The 17,866-nt window shown below is 48.0% G+C and carries 13 protein-coding genes; 1 reads left to right on the top strand and 12 read right to left on the bottom strand.

Going from position 1 to position 17,866, the window contains the following annotated elements; translation table 11 throughout:
• Positions 1-18: 18 nt before the first annotated feature.
• From Q9292_RS00905 to Q9292_RS00865, 9 genes are all read right to left on the bottom strand, one after another.
• Positions 19-564, bottom strand: coding sequence for a chemotaxis protein CheW (locus tag Q9292_RS00905; protein ID WP_194747252.1), 546 nt, complete (start codon positions 562-564; stop codon positions 19-21).
• A 69-nt stretch (positions 565-633) separates the two neighbouring features.
• Positions 634-3,054: a methyl-accepting chemotaxis protein gene (locus tag Q9292_RS00900; RefSeq protein WP_409934459.1), complete on the bottom strand. Its 2,421-nt coding sequence runs from the start codon at positions 3,052-3,054 to the stop codon at positions 634-636.
• 103 nt (positions 3,055-3,157) lie between these two features.
• The gene (locus Q9292_RS00895; RefSeq protein ID WP_313983615.1) at positions 3,158-4,933 is read right to left on the bottom strand and encodes a methyl-accepting chemotaxis protein; all 1,776 of its coding nucleotides are present in this window, start codon (positions 4,931-4,933) and stop codon (positions 3,158-3,160) included.
• 20 nt (positions 4,934-4,953) lie between these two features.
• A complete protein-coding gene (locus Q9292_RS00890) occupies positions 4,954-5,484 on the bottom strand; it encodes a chemotaxis protein CheW (protein ID WP_194747255.1) in 531 nt (176 codons plus the stop codon).
• Between the two features lie 78 nt (positions 5,485-5,562).
• Positions 5,563-7,188 (bottom strand): methyl-accepting chemotaxis protein, encoded by a 1,626-nt coding sequence (locus Q9292_RS00885; RefSeq protein ID WP_313983611.1) that lies wholly within the window; start codon positions 7,186-7,188, stop codon positions 5,563-5,565.
• 60 nt (positions 7,189-7,248) lie between these two features.
• Entirely contained in the window at positions 7,249-9,441 is a 2,193-nt protein-coding gene (locus Q9292_RS00880) for a chemotaxis protein CheA (protein WP_313983608.1), read from the bottom strand.
• Positions 9,442-9,466: 25 nt separating this feature from the next.
• The gene (locus Q9292_RS00875; RefSeq protein ID WP_313983605.1) at positions 9,467-9,790 is read right to left on the bottom strand and encodes an STAS domain-containing protein; all 324 of its coding nucleotides are present in this window, start codon (positions 9,788-9,790) and stop codon (positions 9,467-9,469) included.
• 49 nt (positions 9,791-9,839) lie between these two features.
• On the bottom strand, positions 9,840-10,208 hold the full coding sequence (locus Q9292_RS00870) for a response regulator (protein ID WP_194747259.1): 369 nt from the start codon (positions 10,206-10,208) through the stop codon (positions 9,840-9,842).
• A 26-nt stretch (positions 10,209-10,234) separates the two neighbouring features.
• Positions 10,235-11,251, bottom strand: a complete 1,017-nt coding sequence (locus tag Q9292_RS00865; protein ID WP_313983602.1) for a methyl-accepting chemotaxis protein — start codon at positions 11,249-11,251, stop codon at positions 10,235-10,237.
• A gap of 218 nt (positions 11,252-11,469) precedes the next feature.
• Here Q9292_RS00865 and Q9292_RS00860 point away from each other — a divergent pair, with 218 nt between their 5' ends.
• Complete coding sequence (locus Q9292_RS00860; RefSeq protein WP_313983599.1) at positions 11,470-13,533, top strand: EAL domain-containing protein; 2,064 nt, start codon at positions 11,470-11,472, stop codon at positions 13,531-13,533.
• Positions 13,534-13,956: 423 nt separating this feature from the next.
• Here Q9292_RS00860 and Q9292_RS00855 read toward each other — a convergent pair whose 3' ends face one another.
• The 3 genes from Q9292_RS00855 to Q9292_RS00845 form a co-directional block, all read right to left on the bottom strand.
• A complete protein-coding gene (locus Q9292_RS00855) occupies positions 13,957-14,379 on the bottom strand; it encodes a c-type cytochrome (RefSeq protein ID WP_313983597.1) in 423 nt (140 codons plus the stop codon).
• Between the two features lie 92 nt (positions 14,380-14,471).
• A complete protein-coding gene (locus Q9292_RS00850; RefSeq protein ID WP_313983595.1) occupies positions 14,472-15,194 on the bottom strand; it encodes a PEP-CTERM sorting domain-containing protein in 723 nt (240 codons plus the stop codon).
• 87 nt (positions 15,195-15,281) lie between these two features.
• The gene (locus tag Q9292_RS00845) at positions 15,282-17,621 is read right to left on the bottom strand and encodes a LamG-like jellyroll fold domain-containing protein (RefSeq protein ID WP_313983592.1); all 2,340 of its coding nucleotides are present in this window, start codon (positions 17,619-17,621) and stop codon (positions 15,282-15,284) included.
• Between the last annotated feature and the right edge of the window lie 245 nt (positions 17,622-17,866).

Genomic DNA, 17,866 nt, shown 5'->3' with positions numbered 1-17,866 from the left:
GTGCTACCCCTTCACTACTTAACTCGCTGCGGACTCACTGGCCAAGGTCGAGCCAGTCGCCAGGCTAGACACTTCATCGACAGAAAGTACCTTGTTAACGTTGAGTAAAATAATGAACTTACCCTCTATCTTGCCCATGCCTTCAATAAAATCTGCGCGGATATTGGCACCAAAACTTGGCGCTGGCTCAATATTGCCCGCCTCGATATCCACCACTTCATTGACGGCATCCACCATCATGCCCACCACTTGCGTTCCCGTCGCATGTGCAACCTCAATGATCACAATACAGGTTTTACGTGTGATCTCCGCCGTCGGCTTGTCGAAACGTGCCGCCATGTCAATCACAGGCACTACGGCCCCGCGCAAGTTAATCACACCTCGTATAAACGCAGGCATTTTGGGCACTTCAGTCAACTGCCCATACTCGATAATTTCCTTCACATTCAGGATATTGATCGCAAACACCTCTCGTCCGAGGACAAACGTCAAATACTGCTGCATGGCATCAGAAAAACCGTTTAACTGATGCTGTTCACCTCTTGCAATTACCAATTCACTCATTTTTCTATCCTCTCGTTGTTGGTTTCAAGCGCATCACAATCACGCGACACTGTACGTCGCCGTGACGACTTAAAACCTCACGAACTGCTCCTCATCAATGCCGCCACCAAAGGTGCCGGTTTTAGGCGTTTGTATCACTGGGCTATTGAAAGATTTGCTCACCGTAGGCTTACTGCCCTGTGATTTTGCTTTTGGCTTGTCTGCCCCCTTGAGCACGTGATGCTCACCACTCACTTTAAAGAAAGCGATCAACTGTTGCAGTTGCTCGGCCTGGCCGCTCATCTCTTCGGCCGTCGCCGCCAGTTCTTCACTGGAGCTGGCGTTTTGCTGGGTTGCCTGGCTTAATTGGTTCATGGCTGCAGTGATTTGCTCTGCACCACTGCTTTGCTCTTCACTTGCGGCAGAAATCTCTTGTACCAGATCACTGGTTTTGTTGATGCTAGGCACGATCTCATCCAGCAAGTCACCGGCACGCTCTGCCAGGCTCACAGAGTTCTTGGCCACTTCACCAATCTCTTGCGCCGCCACCTGGCTACGTTCCGCCAGTTTGCGCACCTCTGCTGCCACCACGGCAAAGCCTTTACCATGCTCGCCTGCACGTGCCGCCTCAATCGCAGCGTTCAAAGCCAGCAGGTTGGTCTGGTAGGCAATGTCATCAATAATGCTGATCTTGTCAGCGATGCTCTTCATGGCAATCACGGTATCTTTCACCGCCGCCCCGCCTTCGTTGGCGTCTTTGGCCGCTTTACCGGCAATGCCATCGGTCACTTTGGAGTTCTCGGTATTCTGGTTAATCGAAGCACTCATTTGCTCCACTGAAGCAGAGGTTTCTTCGACAGAAGCGGCTTGTTCATTGGTCGCCTGGCTGATGCTTTGTGCGGTGGCGCTCACTTGCTCAGAAGCACTGGCTATGTTGTCTGCAGAACCCCTGACCTCTACAATCACTTGCATCAAGCGCTCTACCGTATTGACCACGGACAGCTTCAACTCTTCAAGCTGGCCTTGGTATTCATTGTCAATGCGTTGGGTCAAATCACCCTGCTCGACCTCTTTCATCAATGCCATCACTTCTACCAGCGGATTGACTATGTTATCCAGCATGTCATTGAGGCCTTGCACCATCTTGCGGTAATCGCCTTTATACAAACTGGAATCTGCACGTATGGTCAAATTTCCTTGTGAAGCCGCCTCAATCAGCAGGTTAATTTCACGCGACATGGCTTTCATATTGCTGCGGACCATCTCTATGGTGTCATTGATAAAGGCTTTCTTGCCTGGCAACTGCTCCATAGGCGCGTCAAAGTTACCTTCACCAAACTCCTTGATCACCGCCATGGCTTTTTTCTTCACCGCAATGTGGCCGCCCACCATGGTGTTCACACCGACTGCCATGCTCTTGAAGTCACCCTGGAATTTGTCTGCATCGATGACCACATCAATATCACCCGCATCATGCTCTTTGGACATATGGTTCATGTCCGCAATAAAGCCCTTGAGGTTGCTACGCATGCTTTCGATGGTGTCATTGATGAACGCCTTTTTACCAGGCAATTGCTCCATAGGCGCATCAAAGTTACCTTCACCAAAGGCCTTGATCACTGCCATGGCCTTTTTCTTCACGGCAATGTGGCCACCAACCATAGTGTTCACGCCGACCGCCATGGTCTTGAAGTCGCCCTGGAATTTGTCTGCATTCATCACCACATCAATATCGCCCGCGTCGTGCTCTTTGGACATGTGACTCATGTCCGCAATAAAGCCCTTGAGGTTGCTACGCATGTTTTCGATGGTGTCATTGATAAAGGCCTTCTTGCCTGGCAACTGTTCCATCGGCGCATCAAAGTTACCTTCACCAAAGGCCTTGATCACCGTCATAGCCTTTTTCTTCACGGCAATATGGCCGCCCACCATATTGTTAACCCCAAGCGCCATGGTCTTGAAGTCGCCTTGGAACTTGTCTGTGTTCATCGCCACATCAATGTCACCGGCGTCGTGCTCTTTGGACATATGGTTCATGTCCGCAATAAAGCCCTTGAGGTTGCTACGCATGTTTTCGATGGTGTCGTTAATAAACGCTTTTTTGCCAGGCAGTTGCTCCATAGGCGCATCAAAGTTGCCTTCACCAAAGGCCTTGATCACCGCCATGGCCTTTTTCTTCACGGCAATATGGCCACCGACCATGGTATTCACCCCCACAGCCATGGTCTTGAACTCGCCCTGAAACTTGTCTGCATTCATGACGACATCAATGTCACCTGCGTCATGCTCTTTGGACATATGATTTAGCTCATGCGTAAAAGCATCCAGCGATTGCTGCTTCTGCGCCAACTGCTGTTGCAACTCAGAAATCTGCAGGAATAAGGGGGTTAATTCATCTTGAACGCTTAAATCAATGGCTTGATTCAATTGCCCCTTCGCCAATTGCATTAAATATTGCTGCGCAATTTGAATACGACTTTTATTGACTGCCCTGTAGTTCAAGATAGACATAATGCTTTCCCCCAAAATTGATCACATGTGATTTGACAAACCTCTGGCCGACTGGCCGTGTGACCTATGCTTCCCGGCACAAGCCACACAGATCCCACTCAAGTTAAAACTTCACAAACTGTGACTCATCAATATCGGCCGCTGTCGCTACATGAAGTGCTGACTTGCTACTGGCTGGCGTGGTCACTTTTTTAACGCTCTTTTTCACTGAAGAGGCAAAAGCAGTCTCTTCTGAACCCACTTTAAAGTAGGAGATCAGTTGTTGCAGTTGCTCGGCCTGGCCGCTCATCTCTTCAGCGGTCGCCGCCAGTTCTTCACTGGAGCTGGCATTTTGCTGGGTCACCTGGCTCAGTTGATTCATCGCAGCCGTAATCTGCAAGGCTCCACTGCTTTGCTCTTCACTGGCGGCATAAATCTCTTGTACCAGATCACTGGTTTTGTTGATGCTGGGCACGATCTCATCCAGCAAGTCACCGGCACGCTCAGCCAGACCCACGGAGTTTTTCGCCACTTCACCAATCTCTTGCGCGGCCACCTGGCTACGTTCTGCCAGCTTGCGCACTTCGGCCGCTACCACCGCAAAGCCTTTGCCATGCTCACCTGCTCGCGCGGCTTCAATCGCAGCGTTCAGGGCCAGCAAGTTAGTCTGGTAGGCAATGTCATCAATAATGCTGATCTTGTCAGCAATGCTCTTCATCGCAATCACAGTGTCTTTTACCGCAGCCCCACCTTCATTGGCATCTTTAGATGCCTTGCCAGCAATGCCATCGGTCACTTTGGAGTTTTCGGTATTCTGGTTAATCGAAGCGCTCATCTGCTCAACGGAGGCAGAGGTCTCTTCTACTGAAGCGGCTTGTTCATTGGTCGCCTGGCTGATGCTTTGTGCGGTGGCACTCACTTGCTCCGAAGCACTGGCAATGTTGTCAGCAGAACCTCGGACTTCAGAAATAATGCCTGTCAGGCGGTTCACCATACCATCGATGGCAAACAAAATACTGGTTGTATCGCCTGGACGTAAATCTGTCTTAACGGTTAAATCGCCTTCAGCCACACGTTTCACAATGCCTGCGGCATAGGCGGGCTCACCACCAATTTGAGCCAGCAATTGTTCGACCATTTGCTTCATGGAGTACAACAGACTGTTAGTGTCACCTGGCTTGGTTTCTACTTGAATGGTGTAATCGCCTGCTGCCACTGTTTTAACCACAGAGGCTGCATAATCAGGTTCACCGCCTAATTGCTTGAGAAGGTTACGGGTAATAAAGAAGCCTATAGTGGCTGCTAGCACGATGACTGCCAAGGCGATTGTGCGGGAAAGCAGTAAAGCCGTTGCCTGTGTGTCAGAGGCGTCTTTTGATGCCTTTTGACCAATTTCCACGTTGTACTTTCTATCCGCTTCAATCGCTTGTGAAACTTTCAGGAAGTCATCTTTCGCAGCGAAGACAGCCTTACGTGCCTCGTCAATTTTGTTGGCACGTGAGAGCGACAATACACGCTCACGCACTGTATCGTAACTTCTCAGCTCAGACTTAATCCCTTCAATCAGGCCACGATCTTTATCGTCCGTGATATTTTCAGCTTCATACTTTTTAACGCCTTCATCCAACTTGGCTCGATACTCCAAGATCACTCGATCAAGCTGCGTCATGGTGGCGTCATCCGTATTGACGATATGCTGGTAAACCGTTTCTTGCATATCGGAATAAGCTTTGGACATCTCATCCAGCACGATAATGCTTGGCACTGTATTGATATTAAGGTAGTTGGTTTTGTTGTAAACCTGATCCAGGTAATACTGCGCCATAGATGCAATTAAAATCAGGCCGAATACGGCTGTGCCGATCAGCAGTATCATCTTTTTCGCAACGGTCATCTTCATTTCATATTCCTTTTCAACATTTAGTGATGCTTTTGCATATCACTGGCCAAGGTGGCAATTTCATCTACCGACAACACACTGTTCACATTCAAAATAATCACAAACTTGCCATCAATTTTGCCCATGCCCTCAATAAAATCCGCACGGATATTGGCACCAAAACTTGGCGCTGGCTCAATGTTGGCAGACTCGATATCCACCACCTCATTCACGGCATCCACCATCACCCCCACCACCTGCGTGCCTTCTGCATGTGCAACTTCAATAATCACAATGCAGGTTTTACGGGTAATTTCTGCGCTGGGCTTATCAAAACGCGCAGCCATATCAATCACCGGTACTACCGCCCCGCGTAAATTAATCACTCCACGGATAAACGCTGGCATTTTGGGCACTTCAGTGAGCTGACCATATTCAATAATCTCTTTAATATTGAGAATATTGAGGGCAAACGTCTCGCGCCCGAGAACGAAGGTCAGGTATTGCTGAATCGTATTCTCTAGTAATACTTGCCGAGTTTTTGGTGGCTCTGCCACACTCAGTTCACTCATGACTTTTCCTTTCACAGTTGTCGGCAGTTCTCGCAATCTCGCCTGTAGGCTGCTGCGAATGTCGACAATCAATATTCCTTAGAATTTTACGAACTGTGCTTCATCGACTTGAGTTGCATAGTCGTTAGTTGACTTGGCACCAGTCACATGACCAATCGTTGGTTTAGAGACTTTTTTGATCACCTTTTTAGTGGCTGCCGAGACCAGATGATCATCTACCCCCACCTTGAAGAATCCAATCAGTTGTTGCAGTTGCTCGGCCTGGCCGCTCATCTCTTCAGCGGTCGCCGCCAGTTCTTCACTGGAGCTGGCATTTTGCTGGGTCACCTGGCTCAGTTGATTCATCGCAGCCGTAATCTGCAAGGCTCCACTGCTTTGCTCTTCACTCGCGGCATAAATCTCTTGTACCAGATCACTGGTTTTGTTGATGCTAGGCACGATCTCATCCAGCAAGTCACCGGCACGCTCAGCCAGACCCACGGAATTCTTAGCCACTTCACCAATCTCTTGCGCGGCCACCTGGCTACGCTCAGCCAGCTTGCGCACTTCGGCTGCCACCACCGCAAAGCCTTTGCCATGCTCACCTGCTCGCGCGGCTTCAATCGCAGCATTCAGGGCCAGCAGGTTGGTCTGATAGGCAATGTCATCAATAATGCTGATCTTGTCAGCGATGCTCTTCATCGCAATCACAGTGTCTTTTACCGCAGCCCCACCTTCGTTGGCGTCTTTAGCCGCTTGACCGGCAATGCCATCGGTCACTTTAGAGTTTTCAGCGTTTTGGTTGATGGAAGCACTCATCTGCTCTACAGAAGCAGAGGTCTCTTCTACTGAAGCGGCTTGTTCATTGGTCGCCTGGCTAATGCTTTGTGCGGTCGCACTCACTTGCTCGGAGGCACTGGCAATGTTGTCAGCAGAGGCCTTGATCTCGTTAATCACCGTGCTGATTTTTTGAGACATGGTTTTCATGGAGGCCATCATCTGGCCGATTTCATCATTGGAGGTCACTTCAACGGTTTGCGTTAAATCACCATTGGCAATGGCATTGGCAGAAATCACTGCATTGTTAAGGGGGCGTGTGATGGACCGAATGATGAAAAATGCCAGTGCCAAGACAGACAGTGAAATCAAGCCACCTATAATTAAGCCCGTTTTAATCGCAGTCGCCTTGATTTCCAACGCATTTTCGGCAGAAGATTTAGCTAGTGCCTGGTTATAAGCCATATGTTCGTCGATTGCATTGTTTAAGTCTTCAGCCACTTTTGCATTTGAAGTCAACACAGCCAAGGCTTCTTTCTGCTTGCCATCTCTTGAAAACTTAATGACCTCACTCACACCCGGTAAATAAGCTTCGTAACCTTTACGAACCCTATCCAATAACTCTTTATCTTTTGCATCAGCCACATATTCATTGCCATACTTGGTTAGTCCGCTTTCTACACCTTGCTTGGCATCATTGATCGCTTGCTCAATCCCGGTCATCGCATTTGCATCGGTATTCAAAACATGCCGATAGACGCGCACACGTAATTGACTAAACCGTTTCATCACTTCATTTAAGCTATTAATACTCGGAATAGAGTTCACATTTGACATATTGGTGGCATCAAATACTTTGTCGATACTGTTGTAGCTGAGACCGATCAAACTGAATAATCCAAGGATTGCGATGGCAATCATGAGGGAGATCTTGTGAGAAACTTTCATTACAAACCCGCTTTCTTTAATCAATAAATTGTTTGGTTACGCCACTGGGAGAGTGATCACTTAACTGTCCACAAGCGCCTGCTCTTTTATGCTTTCCATATTGGCCAGTTGCATCATGCGCGGCACATCCAATACCAGTGCCACGCTGCCTGAGCCAAGAATGGTGAAGCCACCAATACCTTTGACGTTCTCAAACACCTTGCCCAGGGGTTTAATCACGGTCTGGAATTCACCAATCAACTTATCCACCACTAATCCTATTTTTTGATTTGCATACTGCATCACAACGATGTTTTGTCGTGCTGGAGGCTCACCTTTACATTCGAACTCATTCCTGAGTTTGAGGTAAGGCAATACCTCGCCCCGCAGGTTAATAAAGTTCCGTTTATCGCTGATTGAAGACTCGTAATCAGCCGTCGACAATTCGATACACTCCACCACCATATCCAGTGGGACCACATAAGAAGAGTCGGCCACGCCCACGAGAAAGCCATCAATAATGGCGAGCGTCAGTGGCAGGCGGATGCTCATGGTGCAACCCAAGCCAGGCCGCGACTGGATATCAATGGTGCCGCGCAGGGCCTGAATATTACGTTTGACCACATCCATGCCCACCCCGCGGCCAGACAGGTTGCTGACGGCGTCTGCGGTAGAAAAGCCTGCTTCAAAAATCAGGTTATAAATGTCTTTGTCACTGAGTGACTGCTCAGGGCTGACCAAGCCTTTGTCTATGGCTTTGGCCAGAATCTTGTCGCGGTTAAGGCCCGCGCCATCATCACTGACTTCAATCACGATGCTGCCTGAGTCGTGGAAAGCATTGAGTTTGAGCGTGCCATAAGCGGGTTTGCCTTTGGCAACACGCACCTCGGCCGATTCAATGCCGTGGTCCATGGAGTTGCGTACCAGATGCGTGAGTGGATCACTGATTTTCTCCACCACGGTTTTATCCAGCTCGGTTTCTTCGCCACTGATCTCCAGGCGGATATCTTTACCCAGCTCTTTGCTGACATCACGTACCACACGGTTAAAGCGGCTAAAAGTGGCGCCGATTTGCACCATGCGCAAGGCCAGTGCTGAGTCACGTACTTGCTCCACCAGCGTAGAGATATTGGAAGTGGCTTCATTCATGGCACTATCACCGATCTTATTGGAAATCAGTGTGGCGCCAGCCCCTGCAATGATGAGTTCGCCCACCAGATTGATCAGCTCATCCAGCTTGTTGGCATCAATGCGGATATAGTTGGATTCGGCATTTTTGGTTTCTTTGACCTGACGCTGTTTTTCCAGCGCCGCATTGACCACCGCGGGTTGCACCAGTTGCTCATTGACCAGTGTCTGGCCGATGGGCTGCTTGTAGCCAGTTGCAGGGTTGGCCTGTTTGGCAAGCGCCGCCTCTAGCTCATTGGGCGTCAGTGTGCCGCACTTGAGTAAAATCTCACCCAGTTTCATGTCTTCATTGGAGAGGCGGTCGATCAAGTCGATATAGTGCTGAATCTGCCCATGCGGCGGCAGGATATGAATCTCGCAATCATCACGCACAAAATCAAAAATACCTTCGATCTCGACTTTGCTGGCCTGGCTTTCGTAACTGATTTCAAAACCCAGAAAGCAGCTCTCGGCATCCATCTCTTCGAGTGCGGGCAGGGCTTGCGTGAGGGTGACCATGTGCACAATGCGGCCCATGGTATTCATGTAACGCAAGAAGCTGAACGGATCCATGCCACTGCGGAAGGTATCCGGACCAAATCGCAAGGAGAGATGCCAGCAACCGGTTTCTGCGGTGTCCATACTTTCTACCGCGCCTGGCTCGGCGGCGGTGACAGCCGCAACTGGCAACTCAGCCACGGCTTTGGCCGTCTGCTTGGCTTCCAGGTAAACATTGAGCCGGTGAATCAAACTGTCGTTGACCACCAGGGTGTCGGCATCTGGGGTAGTGCCTTCGGCCACATGATCAATCAGCTTGCTGATAAAGTCGCCCACTTCAAGAAACAGGGCCACGATCTCTTCAGTGACTTCAATTTCACCATTCCGCACTTTATCCAGCACGCTTTCAGCCACATGGGTGAAGCTGATGATAAAGTCCAAGCCAAACAAGCCGGCCGAGCCTTTAATGGTGTGGGCCGCACGGAAGATGGCATTAATCTTTTCTTCGTCTCCGGGATTCTGTTCCAGCGTCAGCAGCGCTTCTTCCATCTGCTGTAGCAAATCACGGCTTTCAATGATGTAAATCTGCAGGGATTCATCTAGTTGCATCTTGTTTCCTCCTTAAATAGTGGTCTCAAGCGGCAACTTCTGTCAGCACCTGGGTGATGCCAAAAAAGCCAGCGGTGTCAGAGAGCTCAATCAAATCCATGACCGCATCACTGGGGTTTGCAAGTTGGAAATCCACACTATGTGAGAGTGCATGCAAGCGGATTGCCATCAAAATTTGTAGACCAGCCGCATCGACTTCGTCCACCTCGGCCAACTCAAGATGCAAAGGCAAGGTCTTGCTGAGCTCCGTCTTCACCTGGGCCATAGTCTCTGCTGCGTTATAAATATTTAGTTCACCACTAAAGGTCAGCGCACAACGCGCTTCATTGGTATCAATCATGACTGGCATACTGGAACTCCCTGAGATAGAAAATCGACGGATGGCTAAGGGTGATGCGCTATGGCAACACCAGCTTGGACACGGCGTTCAACAATTGTGGCGGTTGGAAAGGTTTCACCATCCATGCCTTGGCGCCCCCAGCCTGACCCTGCATTTTTTTCTCTTCGGCGCTCTCGGTGGTGAGCATGATCACTGGTGTGAATTTGTAGGCGGGGATTTGCTTGCTGGCTTTGAGGAACTCAAGGCCGTTCATATTGGGCATGTTCACATCACTAATGATGAGGTGGATTTTTTGCCCGTTTAACTTGGTCAGTGCGTCCTTGCCGTCTTCGGCTTCAATCACATCGTAACCGGCGCCTTTGAGAGCGGTGCCAACTACGGATCGCAAAGAAGAAGAGTCATCTACAATAAGTATGGTTTTTGCCATGGCTAATTCCTTATTATCTAAAGCGTTTAAAAGAAAGTGATGTCATCTGCATCGTTGCTGGTGCTGGCCGGTGGCGCGGCACTCGCAGTGAAAGATTTTTTGCTGGCAGCAACAGTTGGTCTGGAGCGCTTGTCGTGGATCTGAGTTTGCTCACGCATGGTGTAAGTGGACTTCAATTGTTTTAACCATTCATCAACACTGCCCAGTCCGTTCACATCGTCCACGCGCTGATTCAGTTTTTCGATATCCTGCTGAACGTGGCTTAGCATTTGACTGACGCGGTCCTGAAACTGCAATGAAAACAACACTTGATCAATCTCTTGTGCCACATGCTGGCTTTCTTTAACCATCTGCTGACTCTCTTCGACCACCTCATTCGCGGTATGGCCAAATTTATCCAGCACGGTATTCACAATCTGTTCGGCCTCCACCAGGGTTTGCGCATCTTTCTTTTCAAACTCTTTTGAAACTTGCGATACATTTTTAATCGCTTGCGACACACGATTCACGGTTTCAGAAATATGCGAGCCGGTACGGCCGGCATCTGAGGACAGTCTTTTCACTGCATCGGCCACCACAGCAAACCCGCGGCCGCGCTCACCGACACGCGCTGCTTCAATCGCAGCGTTGACAGCGACCATCCCGGTTTCCTTGGCGATGCGAGTGACAATATCTGCCATATCCAACAGTTCTTTGGTATAACTGGATAAAGTTGAAACGGCCTCTAGCAGCGTCTGCTTTTCTTCGATGCTGTTTTTGAGCAAGGCAATCACCATGGCTAACTGATCCTGGCTTAAATTGAGCAATTCAAGCAATTGCGCATTACTCTGCGATTGTCCATGGCTGGTGACCGCACGTACGCTTTGCGACAATCCTGCAAACTTGGCACTTAACTCATCAATCGAGCTACTGGTCAGTGTTTTTGCAGCATGGATCTGATCTGCCCATAGTGGCAGCACCGATTGGCACAACTGCTGTAATTCCTCATTGTGAAATTCAGGCATATCATTGCTGCTCGAGGTGTGATCGTAATAATTTTGCATTCATGGGATCCTTACAGTAGTGCCAATGAAATTACATTTGTTTAGCTCAATTTTAAGAGACTGACGGATGCGTTAATCCTCTAATAAGCGTGGGTTTATTTATCCTAATCGAATGCTTGAGACTAACCCTAAAGCCTACGGTATTTATGGCGTTATAGAGAGACGAGCGGCGCATAACCGCCAACGTGAATTTTTCACGTTAAAACAAGGAATTAGCTATGAAAATGCAGGAACTCAACATCAAACGGACATTGTTGAAATTCGTCTTCATGATGATTATCAGCATTACCTTGACCGTTGGCTGTCTGATCTGGATGACGCATAAAACCTACTTCTCACGCGGCGTGATCATGAATACCTTGATCCCGAATATGGAGGCGCTGAACGAGGTCAGAACAGAAACCCTGATGCTGATTGCCGATGTACGAGAGTCGCTCAGAACGCAGGATTTATATGAGCGCAATCACGTCCTGCCAGAAATATTGAACAAACTCCATGTACTGACTAACAAGGTGGAGCAGTTGAAACAACTCCCTGCAATCAACTCGCAAAATGCTAGTTTGATTGACGAAATAGAGAGCAACTTCCATCTGTTTAAAGACGAACTCAACCAGTTACTCATCCAGCAACCGGCTGATAAGTCAGAAGCCTCAGTGACAACACGATTTACACCTCTGTTTCATGCCGGGAAAGCGACCATAGACAGCGTGGACACCGCACTGGCCGGGAATCTTTCGCAAACCTGGCAAGAGTTCAAGTCACTGGAATATATTGAATTTACCAATATCGGTATTTATCTGGCCAGCATGCTGCTTCTGCTGGCCGTGTTGTATTTTGCGGGCAAAAAAACCTATGCAAGGATTCTGGCGGTGTTGGGGTCAGAGCCAAATGAGTTTATAGGCGTGATTAATGGTTTGCTGGAAGGCAAGCAAACGCCGCCACAACAAGTGCAAGAAAACAGTCTGATGTTCAGACTGCAGCAGTCCTTGCTGTTTGACAGGGAAACCGGAGTGCTGAATAAACTGGGCTTTTTGCACCATTACCCGCAGCGATTCTCAGCAGACCAATCCGTCGTTGCGACCCTGATCAGGGTACAGTCACTCGAAGAGCTGTCAGAGTTTATTGGACCGGCCAGCACCACTGAACTATTGAACCAGTTTTTGGCACGGCTACAAGAAAGAGTCGTGTCAAACAGCATGATTGCACGCGTCGCCTATTCAAGTTTTCTATGGGTCAGAGAAGAATGCGGGGATGATAAAAAGCTGGTGACCGAAATTGAAACACTGATTGCACGTCTGCAAGCCCCTTATTCGCTTGGCATACGCGCCATCAAGATCAAGACCTTTGCCGGGATCATGAAGCTGCCGCAAGATACTGAGAACTTCAAGCTCTTGATTCCCTACACGACGCTGACAGCAACCAAGGCGGAAAAAACACTCCAGCAGTACCTGTTTTTTGCCCCGGGGTTTTTACAAGAGTCTCTTGATTATATTGAAATGGAAGCTGCACTGTCACATGCGCTTGAAAACAAGGAATTTGAAATCTACCTGCAACCGCAAGTGGATATTCGCGACAACCGGATTGCCGGTGCCGAGGCCTTGATCCGCTGGAAACATCCGCTCAAAGGCTTTATCCCGCCAGATAAATTTATTCCTGTGGCTGAACGCAACGGGCAGATTCTGGAGATAGGTGACTGGATTCTGAATCAAGGCATCGCTTATGCCGTCGAAATCAATCAGAACCGACTTGACATGATCCCGATTGCAATCAATTTGTCTTCGCACCAGATTCAGGCGCCGCAGTTTTTTGACAGCTTGCAACAAAAATTAAGCCATTGGCAGTGCGATCCGGCCTGGATCAAACTGGAGATCACAGAGTCTGTGCTGTTGGAGAAGAGTGAAGAGGTACTAAAAACCCTGTTACAGATCGCATCACTGGGCATTACAGTTTCGCTGGATGACTTTGGGACAGGCTACTCCTCACTGAGCTATCTAACCAAATACCCAATCAGCCAGATCAAGATAGATCGTGCCTTTATGAACGACATTCCCTTACATCTGGACAATACCGAGCTGGTGAAGGCCATCGTCAAACTGGCCGAAATTCTGCACTTTGAAGTAGTGGCAGAAGGCATAGAGTCTCTGGAGCAGTTAAACTTTTTGAACACCACTTCGTGCAAGTTCGTGCAAGGCTATTACTTTTATAAACCCATGCCTTACAGTAACTTCAAGGCACTGGTGACTGTCCCCAGCAGCCCCACTGAGTCAGTATCACTCAAGTAAACCTCGCACTTCGATGGGGACTCGCCAGCAAGAAAGAATTAAAACTGATACAACAACGTCAACCATGTCTTGGTGGTATCAGGCTTGCGTGAGGTCTATGTGAGGCTGACGCCTAGCGTGCCATCCAAGCAACGATAGCCGGGGCAATGCGTTGGCGTCTTCTGACTGGTTGGCCTGGTCACCATATTCACACTGGAAACGGAATTGTGATACCGCCTTGCCTTGGTTACCAGCATCAATGAATACAGAAAACCGGCTGGTGGCTGGCTTGTCATTGGTTAATCAGGACTGCCAGGAGCAGTCTGTAAGCGATTAACAAGTTGAGAATAAGCGTTGATTTAGTCTCAACACAAAAAGACAATAGCCTTTCATGCACTCACAATCGGGCTTGAGTCAAGCGGTATGTCATGTTACTGATTAGAATTACTCATCGCCATTGGGGATAGTTTCCAACCAGGTACGAATTGCCCATATTTCCTCTTGGGTCAATTTATCTGCGAAAGCCGGCATGGATATTTTGCTATTGCTACTGTTTTTTCCTTCATGCACGGATTTGAAATAAAAAGCATCCCCCTCTTCTGCTGTAGGTAAAAAACGTAAATCCGGGGCTTTGCCATGGGCGACAGCATTTTCCCCATGACAGAGAGCACAGTGCGCTTTATATAACCGATAACCAATATTTTCTGCCGTGCGATTGCCTCGATATGGATTTTTATTTTGTGGTCCCTCCAATGGAGATAGTCCATTTTGCATCGCTTCAGCAGAGAGTGCGCTAGATGCAATCACTGATAAAAAAATGAGTCGAGTTAACTGAGTTGATATTGAAAAAAAACTGACAATATTCATTGGTGTTGGCTACTCTGAGATTGTCAAAATATGGCTGCTACACTTGCTAACAGTTGGTAGCAGCCATGTGTTAACCCTTTAAAAACCTGCGACTAAACGTCTCTTTTTTGCCTGCGTACCAAGCAAACCAAACCCAAGCCCATCAGTGACAGAATCGCGGTATCTGGCTCAGGGACTGCAGCAACCAGCTGTGAACCATACAATCGCAGTGTAGAACTCGCATTGAAATCGCCAATATCAACCACGCCGAAATAGATATCGAAATTACCCGTGTGGTCTGCTTTGAATGAGAAACTGGTGAGACCAGTACTCGCTAAATCATTACTGGAGGCATGGCTTGCAGTTGTTTTACCCACATCGCTTAAGGTAGACAATTTGCCGTTGATCACAATAAAACTGTAGTCTTTACCAATGTTACTTGCGCCTACATCGCGCGTAGCAAAGCTATAGTCAAAAGAAAGCGTATCGCCCGCTTTTAAGTTGAAACTCAGCTTCATTGCAGAGCCTTCGTAAGCTTGCGCACTGAAGGAGTCAATATCCAAACTGCCATCAGCCAAACCTAGATAGTTTTCCAACCCTGTGCCAATATTTGTTTGCTCAGGCTCATTGCCTGAAACATTCAGCGCACCAGCATCAAGGGGATAATCATCCTGGTTGAATTTAGAGGCTGTGGTGAGCGTCCATACATTATTCAAATTGCCAACATCGCCTCTGTAACTTTGTACTTGGAGGTTGTTTGCCATTGCGTGGCCCGAGACTGAAAAGACCATTAAAGAAGCGATCAACACATTACATAAAATCAATTGCGGTTTCATTTTAATACTCCTGTGATATGACTCATGAATGTCATGAATGGGTAGTGCTCATCATCTGCACCACCCTGAGTTGTTTAAGAAAAATCGTTAGAAATAAAAGCTATTTTTGTCGATTTTATTAGCGGTTGTTGCTTTCAAAGTAATCAGTGTACGGAAAGCAGTCGGTCTGGAAGCGCCATCAGTATCCACCTGAATAATGGTATCGCCCCCCTGGTTGACTGCACGCACATAGCCATCTGCGATTGGATCACTTCCTTTATATCCAACCGCCTTCAGCAACTGGATGAGGTTCAACTTATCACGCCCAACAATGAAATCGGTAACCGTAGCACCGGCATCCCGGATCGAACGCAACACGTAAGTATTGTGACCATTACCTCCAGTGAACATAGATCCGCCCGTGACAATGATTTCATCATCATTGTTTGTAGCGTTAACCACTTGACGACTACCGGCTGGGGTAACCCTGTTTTTACGAGCGGTTAGCCACTGATCGGGAGTCAGTGCCGCGTTGGTGATACGAATTTCGTTGATACAACCACGGAACCCGTTGACATGCCCGCCTTGCCAGCCACCATATTGACCGGCGCCAACAACCCAGGCAGCCCAATTTAAACCTGCGATCCCAACGGCTGATTTGACATTACGCAAAACCGGGGCACCTGCAACATACATCGTTGTATCATGTGTCACAGGATCATTCACAATCGCAACATGCTCCCATGTATCGGCCATCACCTCCCCTGACCAGTTTGTTTTTTCGGCAACACCTGAACTTAAAAAGGTAGTGGGCTCCCATTGAAACTCTCGAAGGCTAGAAACCGCAAATAACAGTGAGCTCTCCCCCCCGTCACCCCCCTGATAACCGCCAATCCAACCTCTGGGCATATCACGCGTCAGAATATTCATCCAGGCACCATTCGCCGGTGTCCAGTCTTTGGCAATTTTCACGAAAGCTTCAACGGTGTATCCTGAGTTTTTAAATTGCTCATTACTTAAAGCCCCGTTACCATCGGTAAAAAAGAAAGCAGGATTGGGTTTGGTTTTGTCGTTTGTCATAAAACAAACGCTACCATTAGAGGCGGAATAGGCATGATGATCGGCTGACCACATAATATCGCCAGACTTACCCTCAAAGTGCAATGGATTCTTTCCGGTTTGATCAGGCACGGCATACTTATCAGACCCATTGACGACAGGAGTGCCCACTGTGCCGGTATCAAATTTCCAATGTGCCAGGGTGTTACCGCTATGTGCGTAATCATCCCGATCTAGCGGTGTGAGAATGACAGGCTCTGACGGCTCGGTGAAGCTTTCAGCAATATCATTACGCAACTCTTCGACAATAGATGTGTGGTAGTTTGTTGAGCCCGCAATGAATGTGGAATTAAATCCCTTAAACCTTTCTGCAAAATCCATATCCACAGAAAAATCATTGCCATTCCCGCTTAAGAGTGCACGGTCAAACTGTGTCACAGTAGACTCAGGCTTTTCTGGTACCCAAGGCGAGAATGACAAGCCATTAATTTTGTTGTTGGTCAGGTCAAATTCATATACCTGCATTTGTGCATTACCACCTTGGTAAGCCATTTGATAGTCAACCACCATCTCCCAAACCGGGTGGCCATAACTGTTGATTCTTGCCTTGTGCCCAGCGCCGTGATTATGACCACAAACCACCATGAATATTTGATCATTATCCTTGATCAGCTGATCCCATAAAAAGTTACTGTAGTCTGTTTCTACAACATTGACACCGTCACTTTGTATCGCCAAAAACTCATGACTCGTTAAAATCACAGGGAGCGTAGGATGATCCTTGATCACCTGACGAGCCCATGCAATGGCAGAATTCGATGCACGCCACGAAAGAGCAAGGACCAAATACTGCTGACCTTCAGCCGTAAAAATGTGATATTCATGCCAGCCATTGGGACTACGCCCACCAAAAGTGCCTTGTTTTTGGGCTCTGGAAGTAGGAAAGTACTTTAAATAGTTGTCATTACTCGTTCTTTGCTCATCTGTACAATCTGTTTGCGACCCCCAGTAGCTACATCCGTAAGTGACGTCATGATTACCTGCCAGAATGGAGTAATTCACACCACCATCCTCAAGTATTTTCATTGCCTTACTTGCAACTTCCCACTGGGGAATCTTACTCTGCTGATCCACGACGTCCCCTACGTGAACCACAAAAGGAATATTGTATTTTTTTGAGTTTTGCACTAACCAGCTTGTTTGCGATGTATATGGCTCAGAGCCATATCTTTCCATAAATTGATTACCTTCTGCAGGTGTGGCATAGCGTGAATAAAATTGCGTATCGGGCAAAACAGCAATCCCGAAACTTGACACGCCTTGGGCAAAAGCGAGGTTTTGCATGAAAACACCCGCTAACATCAGGCCTATACGATGACAGACTTTCATTTCTACTCTCCAAATTAAATGTAACAGTGGCTTGGTTGTCAGAAATGAAATGTAGAGTTTAAATATGAATCCTAAGCCTCATTTAAACGATAGTATTATTAAATCAAGACTACACCTCCCTCTCCTGCCTATTGCAAACGCTTGAGTCGTTATCTCAATAAATGTCACACCTTGCGCTTGCACAAAATTACCGACCGAGTTCTACACGCTTAATCATTGATCAGATGGAAAAAAAGGGGGGATAA

Origin of the sequence: Methylophilus sp. VKM B-3414, from assembly GCF_032248435.1 — a bacterium.
In the GTDB taxonomy this organism is placed as follows: Bacteria; Pseudomonadota; Gammaproteobacteria; order Burkholderiales; family Methylophilaceae; genus Methylophilus; species Methylophilus glucosoxydans.
This window is presented reverse-complemented; position numbering and strand designations above follow the sequence as displayed.